The sequence below is a fragment of the Paraburkholderia sp. Ac-20342 genome, assembly GCF_017104985.1.
Classification (GTDB): domain Bacteria; phylum Pseudomonadota; class Gammaproteobacteria; order Burkholderiales; family Burkholderiaceae; genus Paraburkholderia.
The window spans coordinates 1-7,112 of record NZ_JAAGPQ010000160.1; the positions used below are offsets into that span (position 1 = coordinate 1).

Below are 7,112 nucleotides of genomic sequence, written 5' to 3' on the forward strand. Positions count from 1 at the left end.
AGCACCAGACCGGCGGCTTGCTGTTTGAACTCGGGGGAAAACGAACGACGTTGCTTCGGCATCAGACACCTCTCCATGGCGAGCATTCTCGCCTAAATCAGTGTCTGGTTTCATTAGACCACTACACTACGAGGCTTGTCAGCAGCTATTACTTTTTCCGTTAGGCTGCCCGGAACGAAGGCAGCTCGCAGCAGATCTGCGAGTGCTATTTCACTCGTCCTACGCTGTTTATTATCGCCCGGCCGATCAGGCGGTGACGATTATCCGGGTGTTGCACGGCGCCCGCGATCTGGGGGCGATAGCAGATCAGGGTGGGTTCGATCACTGAGGCGTGTCGGTGATCCGCAGCGGGATTTTTTGACCAACCAAGCGGTGAGTCGTGCGCCGATTGCGCGCTACCATATCAAGTTGCGGTCGAACGACGGAGTTACATGATGGGCATCAATACAATTACGATTCGGCAGTTGCTGCAGCGCATTTCCGATGGGGAAGTGCGGGTGCCCGCCTTTCAGAGAGATTTCGTGTGGGAACCTGACCGCGTGCAGTTCCTAATGGATAGCATCTATAAGGGCTATCCCATTGGAACGGTGTTGTTCTGGCGAACGAAAGAGCAGTTGCTCCATGATAGGGATGTCGGTCCGTTCACCTTGCCAGATCCGAAGGCGCAGTATCCAATCGACTACGTGCTCGACGGACAACAGCGTTTGACCTCGATCTTTTCGACTTTTCAGACCGAACTCAAGAAGAACCCGGAGAGCAAGGTCAAGTGGGTCGACATCTACTTCGACTTGCAGGCAAAGCCCGATGCCCAAGACTCGCAGTTCGTGGCACTAGAGGATGCGGAAGTGCAGGATTACCACGTTCCGCTGAGACACCTGTTCGATGTGTCTGAGTGGGCCGCATATACACGAAAAATCTCTGATTCAGACACGCTCAAGGTTCTGGATCGTCTTCAAGCGCTGTTCAAGGAGGCCCAGATTCCGGTTGAAACGGTTGAGACCGAAGAACACTCGAAAATTGCGATTATTTTCGAACGCATCAACCGTGGTGGCGTGCCGCTCGATACCTACCAATTGCTCTCAGCCTGGACTTGGAGTGGCGAATTCGATCTTCGAAAGCGATTCGAGGAGTTGGCTGTCGAGCTTGACGAAGTGGGCTACTTCGATCTTCATGACGACCCGGACCTGCTGCTTAAGTGCTGCGCGGCGGTCGTTCGCAATGATGCATCTGCGCACGCCATCGTTGATCTAAAAGGTGCCGAAGTCCGCGATGCGTTCGCGACATTTCGTACTGGTCTACTCGGCGCAATTGAGTTCCTTCGCCGTGACATCGGCGCGGTCTCGCTGAAGGTGCTGCCCTATAAGTCGATGATCATTCCGCTAGTGCGATGTTTCGCCACTGACAAAGCTGCTGGCTTTCATCCAAACGCCGCGCAGCGAAAGGCCTTATGCAAGTGGTTCTGGCACAGCTGCCTATCTCGGCGCTACTCGAATAGTGTCGACAATGCCATCGCGCAGGACATCGCCGCTGTGCAACAGTTACTTGCGGGAAACACGAGCGAGTTCGACAAACGGTCCATCGTGGTGCAGCCTACCTTTTTCACCACGAACCAGTTCGCGCTGACCTCGGTGAACACGAAGGTTTTTATCCTGTTACTCGCACAGGCCAGGCCGAAATCGTTCCTGTCGGCTGCCGACGTCGACCTTGATGACGTTCTGTTGACCTGCAATCGTACGGAATTTCACCACATTTTCCCAAAGAACTACTTAGCGCTGAACGGCTTCACAAACAAGGCAGAGCAGTTTGTCCTTGCCAACTTTGCGTTTCTATCTCAGAAGGACAATCGCTCCATTCAGGACAAGGCGCCATCCGACTACGCGAAGATGATCCCACCGGGCTCGAAGGATGCGATCCTCGCTGCATCGCTGATCCCTCGTGCAGGATTGGAAGCCCAGTACAAGGACTTCATCGAAGACAGGGCCCGGTTGCTTGCTGATGCGGCCAACAAACTAGTGGCTTAGGGCGGTGCCCGCTCCATCCTAATGCCCAACCTTTTGCGCCTAGATGTATAGCACCGGCCTCAACCTTCTCAGCGGGCTTAGGGCGCAACTCTGGCCGCCAGCAGGTCCTTGCTCCTTCGGTTCCTGAGCATAATTTATGGTCACCTTCAGTCGTGGACGGCACTAGTTGAGCAGTAAAACTCAGATCGATAATCGAACCAAAGTTGCAGTTGAAGGCAGGGGCATTTTTCGGGGCATCTTGTCTTACAATTAGCCTGCCTGCCTTTTTATTGCTGACCGTATAAGGTCCATTCGAGTCCTGCAGCCCGCCAGACAAGGTCTCGCGGGGTTTTCTTTTGCCGGGGTTGCCCAGATTCAGCCGGGGGCAGCAGGGAAGTCAGGGGGGCCGGGTGGGCCAAAGTTAAGCCTAGGGGGCTTATCAAATGGCATCGAACCGGTTGACCGACGTGATTTGTCGGAGCGCGAAGTACGATCCTGACGGATCGAAGAAACTGTTCGACGGTGGGGGGCTCTTTCTGGAGCTGATGCCCACGGGCTCGAAGAAGTGGCGGCTGAAATTTCGGTTCAACGGTAAGGAGAACCGGATGAGCTTCGGCGATTATCCACTGGTCTCATTGGCCGAAGCGCGACGCAGCGAAGAAATTACTGCTCGACGGTATCGATCCGGCTCAGCACCGGGCGGAGGCTCGGCGTCAGCAGGCTATCCGCTCGGAGAACCTCTTCTCCATCATCGCGGAAGAATGGATCGGGAATAAGCGCGACGGATGGAGCGAGCACCATGCTGGCCGCATCCGCAATCAGCTTGACCGCGAGGTGTACCCGGATCTCGGGATGCGCCCAATCAGCGAGATAAATGCCCCGGACCTTCTGGCGGTAATTCGCCGGATCGAGGAGCGCGGGGCACTGGAGACGGCGAAGAAGACCCTCCAGATGTGCGGCCAGATATTCCGGTATGCCGTGATGACGGGCCGAGCCGAGCGCGACCCCTCGGGGGATCTGCGCGGTGCGCTTCGCGTCCGACCGGTCAAGAACATGACGCGCATCGACGCCTCGGAATTGCCGGACCTGATGCGCTTCCCTAGTTTCAGGTACAGCTCGACCGCCCGAACGCGCTCTTCGTATGAATACATGGACTACCTCCAAAGTAGTCCAAGATTTTGTCCGCATCCCCCGTGGGTCAGAATTCCGTGCAAATCAACACGGATATGACAACGGGGCCTCGCGGCCCCGTTTCTGTGTTGCTCTAAACGTTCGTTAGCCCGGCAAGCCACCGTCGTATCCGAACCCGTTCGATGGCACGCGTTCGGGCAGTCCCATGGCCTTCCGAAGCCGCGAGAGGTTGGCAGCGACCGCCGCTTTGCTGCCCCCGACCGTCGGCGTTTTGTGCAGCTCGCGCCATTGTTCGGGCATCTGGTCGGGCGGCACGTCGAAACGCTTCAGCCAGCCTTCGGTCGCGATGGTCGTGTTGAGCATCGGTGCGGTGCTGTCGAGCGTGCCGCTTTGCAGGATGTCCATCGCTTCGGCGATGATGGGGCGCAGTGCCGCGTCGAGCAGCACATAAGCCGGCGGGGGCAGAGGAGGCTTGCCCGGCCCAGCAGACACACCGGATTGCGGCGCGGCGCCGGCTTGAATGATCAAGCCACCGTCTCTCAACGGCTGGCGCACATACCAGTCGGGCGGCAGTGTGAGCGACGCGGCTCCTCCGGCTGCGCGCACGAGGTCCCCGTCCAGCGCGACGAGCCAATCGACTGTCTTGATCTTCCCGACGAGGTCGACGGTGCTCACTCCCATCGGGTCGCCCACGTCGATCCCCGGACCGTAGCGGCGCGCGTAAAAATACTCGCTCGCTTCGTTAGGCTCCCGTCCCATAGGTGGCACGTTGACGGCAAATCCCGCGTGACCGGAGACCGTGGGCAGGGCTTCGCAGAACGTGGCGAACAGCGCCTGAAACACGCCGGGACGCTGTTCGAGGAAGGCGCGCGGGACCGTGAAGTCGATCACGTCCATTCCGCGTCCAAGCTTCGCTTGCCAATCGGCGATCGTAAAAACGGCGAACTCGTAGAACCCCGTCGCGAGCTTGTGCTCAGCACTCGTGAGCTGCACCACCAGCGCTTCGTCGGCGGGAACGGTCTTCGCCAGGTCCGCAAGATCGGGCGCTTTGTCGAGCGGCATGGGCTGCTCGCCCTCCGTGTAGAACCAGCGCAGCGGACCGTCCTTCGACGGCGTTTCTCCGAGCGCGCGGGCGAGCGCTTGGGTGTACTCCTCGATGGTCGCGCGGTATTGCTCAAAACACTTGACGATAGCGGAGCGCACGGCGGGCGCGTGGCCACCACGGAAATACACGACACCGCGCACGACCAGCGCGGCACCCGTGATCGCTTTCTGGTATGCGGGCTCGTACACCCCGAACGGCAGCGTGTCGGCGCGGCGTTCGTCTGCGATCCACGCCTTGATTTCGGATTCAGTCATTTGGATGTTCCATCACATGCCACATCACGGGATCAGCGGAGGGAGTCGGCCAGGCGTTGGAGGCAGTCCGCCACCACCCGGGATGTTCGGAAAGACGCTACCGCTCTTTCCACCCCCACCAAGCAGTTCGTCTATGTCGGACGAGGATGAAGTCTTGGGCTGGCGCTGCGTGGACGTCTCGCCGTCTTGCTTGTCATCACCGCATCCGCACTCTGCGGGGCCTAGCGACACGAACTTCGAACGGCCGCCGGCAATGCGGATGTAATCCCGCTCTTGATTACGACCATAGTCGTCCGGCGGAAACTTGAACTCTACAACCTGCTTGATGTTGCTTTGAACGGGCGGTTGCTCGGGATCGTTCACGATCACGACGTCCGGCCGTCGCAAGTTACCGTTCCCGGCTTTATACGTCTTGCGCCCGCCGGGCCAAAAGTCCTCGATCCATTGGCGAATGTCCAGATGCGGGCGCAAGGGATCGTCCGGGTCCGTCACCGGCTCCGGCGGGGCCGCTTTCATGTTGTAAGTCTGCTCCGGTTTGTAGACCGTCGACGTACCCGATTCGACGCGCGACAGTCCGTTCGCAAAATCGAGGCGCTGCTGGACGCATTTTTGGCGCTGGATCCGACCGTTACGCGTCGCTACACCGATGTTTTTGCACTTGCAAAGGACGGTGCAAAGGACCGCGCGGTCTTTCGCCGAAAGGCGACCGTTGACCCCGACTTGATTCGTTTGCCCCTCGGGCGAGACCCCACCCGTCGAGGATCCCGGACCGTAGTCGCTCATGCGGACGTGCTCCCCGGATGCTCGAACGTCAAGGACGAGGCGTCATGGTTGTCGAGCCAGTCCGTAAACCCATTGGCGTCCGTATTCCCTTGAATCACGCGTCCGTCCGCGGCGCGCACGGTATACGGGTGACCGGCGACCGGCTGACGGGTGACGTCATCGAGCACCTGGAATCTTCCCCGGTATGGCGTTTGCGGGTTGGTCTCCGACACAACGCTTTTCCCACCGCCGACAGCGCCTCCGGGACCGGACGTCGGCTCGGCGGTCGTGTTGCTCTGCGACGCGATAAGCGTTGCGCCACATGCGGTCGTATCTCCTTCGGAGGCGACGGACCGACCGTCGAACGTCACGCCGAGATTTTTGACCCCGACGATCGGATAGATCCCACCACACTTGGGACACGACACCTTGTCACCCAAGAGTGCGAGGGGGACGCCGTTTGACTTGTTCTCCGGCGAACAGGTAAGCACGCGCCCGCCGTGCGAGGTCGTGTCGCCCTCGCGGATAAATGCAAAACCCATAATGCGTGCCCTCTCTTTTTTAGTCGGAGGAATGTAGCACAGCGGGTTTTCCCGAGGCCACCCTGTCAACATTGGCGGGTTTCGCATGCCGCGCTCGGGGCGCTGCTCTAACGCGTGACAGTGCCCGAACGCTGCGTAAACGCAGTCAAGGCGCTGCGCACGCGAGATACGAGGCCCTTAATAACGCGGCCTAACGGGCAAGAAGCGGAGGCGCGCACCTGTCTTCTTCCGGCGGGGCCGCGCGGTACAATGCGTCGACCTTTCCGGCGAAGCTAGAAGAGCCTGTAGGCATCGAAACGGAGTGGCAAAGATTTTTGTTGGTACTTTTGTTGGTACAAATTTGTCCCGGCACGAAGTGAAGCCCCATAGACGCAAGGGATTGGATGACTAATCGAGTCCTGCAGCCCACCAAGTTGCGTTACCCGCATTACCCTGAAAACCCCGCGAGATACTGTCTCCCGGGGTTTTTCTTTTGCCGCCGCGCTCAATCAAAGCTCCCTTGAATCGACTCGACTTCGCCGCCGCCCATTCTCAGCGTCGAGTCGAGCCCGGCACGTCATCCAGTGTGCGGCGGTCGAGACAACAATTGAATCAACATTCCGCACCCGTCTGACGGCGGTGGCGCGTCCAATCGCATCATCGGGACAGAAACTCGCGGATCGCATCGGCGATTTCGCTCGCGTGCGTTTCGAGCGCGAAGTGACCGGTGTCGAAGAATCGCACCACCGCGTCCGGAATATCGCGCCGGAACGCCTCGGCACCCGCCGGCAGGAAGAACGGATCATGCTTGCCCCACACCGCCAGCAACGGCGGCCGATGGGTACGGAAATAGTCCTGAAACGCGGGGTATAACGCGACGTTGTTGCGATAGTCGCGGAACAGGTCGAGCTGGACCTCGTCCGCGCCGGGGCGGCTCAGGTAGAAGCTGTCGAGCGAATAGCCGTCCGGAGACACGCACGCCGTATCCGGCACGCCATGCGTGTATTGCCAGACGGTCGCTTCATGCGCGAGCAGCGCGCGCAGTGCCTCGCGATTGGCCGGCGACGCGTCCTTCCAGTACGAGCGAATCGGATTCCAGCCGTCGCTGAGTCCTTCTTCGTAAGCGTTGCCGTTCTGCGAAATGATCGCGGTGATCCGCTCGGGATGCCTGAGCGCGAGCCGGAAGCCGGTTGGTGCGCCGTAGTCGAATACGTAGTCCGGCCTGAATAATTCGTTTTGCGCGGCGTTAGCCCTCATGCCGTGAAGACGACAGTGGTCGAGCGGTTGAGCAAAGCGAACAGAACAAGGGCGCAAAGAAGCCGCAGCTTCCTGAGGATCA

The 7,112-nt window shown here is 59.4% G+C and carries 7 protein-coding genes; 2 read left to right on the top strand and 5 right to left on the bottom strand.

Annotated elements, in window-relative coordinates; translation table 11 throughout:
• Positions 1-431 precede the first annotated feature (431 nt).
• Positions 432-2,021: a DUF262 domain-containing protein gene (locus G3N58_RS32915; protein WP_206001279.1), complete on the top strand. Its 1,590-nt coding sequence runs from the start codon at positions 432-434 to the stop codon at positions 2,019-2,021.
• A 422-nt stretch (positions 2,022-2,443) separates the two neighbouring features.
• Positions 2,444-2,776, top strand: a complete 333-nt coding sequence (locus tag G3N58_RS32920) for an Arm DNA-binding domain-containing protein (RefSeq protein WP_241017330.1) — start codon at positions 2,444-2,446, stop codon at positions 2,774-2,776.
• Here G3N58_RS32920 and G3N58_RS32925 read toward each other — a convergent pair.
• The 5 genes from G3N58_RS32925 to G3N58_RS32945 form a co-directional block, all read right to left on the bottom strand.
• Positions 2,664-3,164, bottom strand: a complete 501-nt coding sequence (locus G3N58_RS32925; protein WP_206001284.1) for a hypothetical protein — start codon at positions 3,162-3,164, stop codon at positions 2,664-2,666. The genes G3N58_RS32920 and G3N58_RS32925 overlap by 113 nt on opposite strands.
• 111 nt (positions 3,165-3,275) lie before the next feature.
• Positions 3,276-4,490, bottom strand: coding sequence for a DUF3396 domain-containing protein (locus G3N58_RS32930; protein ID WP_206001280.1), 1,215 nt, complete (start codon positions 4,488-4,490; stop codon positions 3,276-3,278).
• Positions 4,491-4,514: 24 nt separating this feature from the next.
• Positions 4,515-5,273: a VRR-NUC domain-containing protein gene (locus G3N58_RS32935; RefSeq protein WP_206001281.1), complete on the bottom strand. Its 759-nt coding sequence runs from the start codon at positions 5,271-5,273 to the stop codon at positions 4,515-4,517.
• Entirely contained in the window at positions 5,270-5,794 is a 525-nt protein-coding gene (locus G3N58_RS32940; protein WP_206001282.1) for a PAAR domain-containing protein, read from the bottom strand. Before G3N58_RS32940 ends, G3N58_RS32935 begins: the two co-directional genes overlap by 4 nt.
• Positions 5,795-6,430: 636 nt before the next feature.
• A partial coding sequence (locus tag G3N58_RS32945) for an alpha/beta fold hydrolase (protein WP_206001283.1) occupies positions 6,431-7,112 on the bottom strand: 682 nt, incomplete at its 5' end.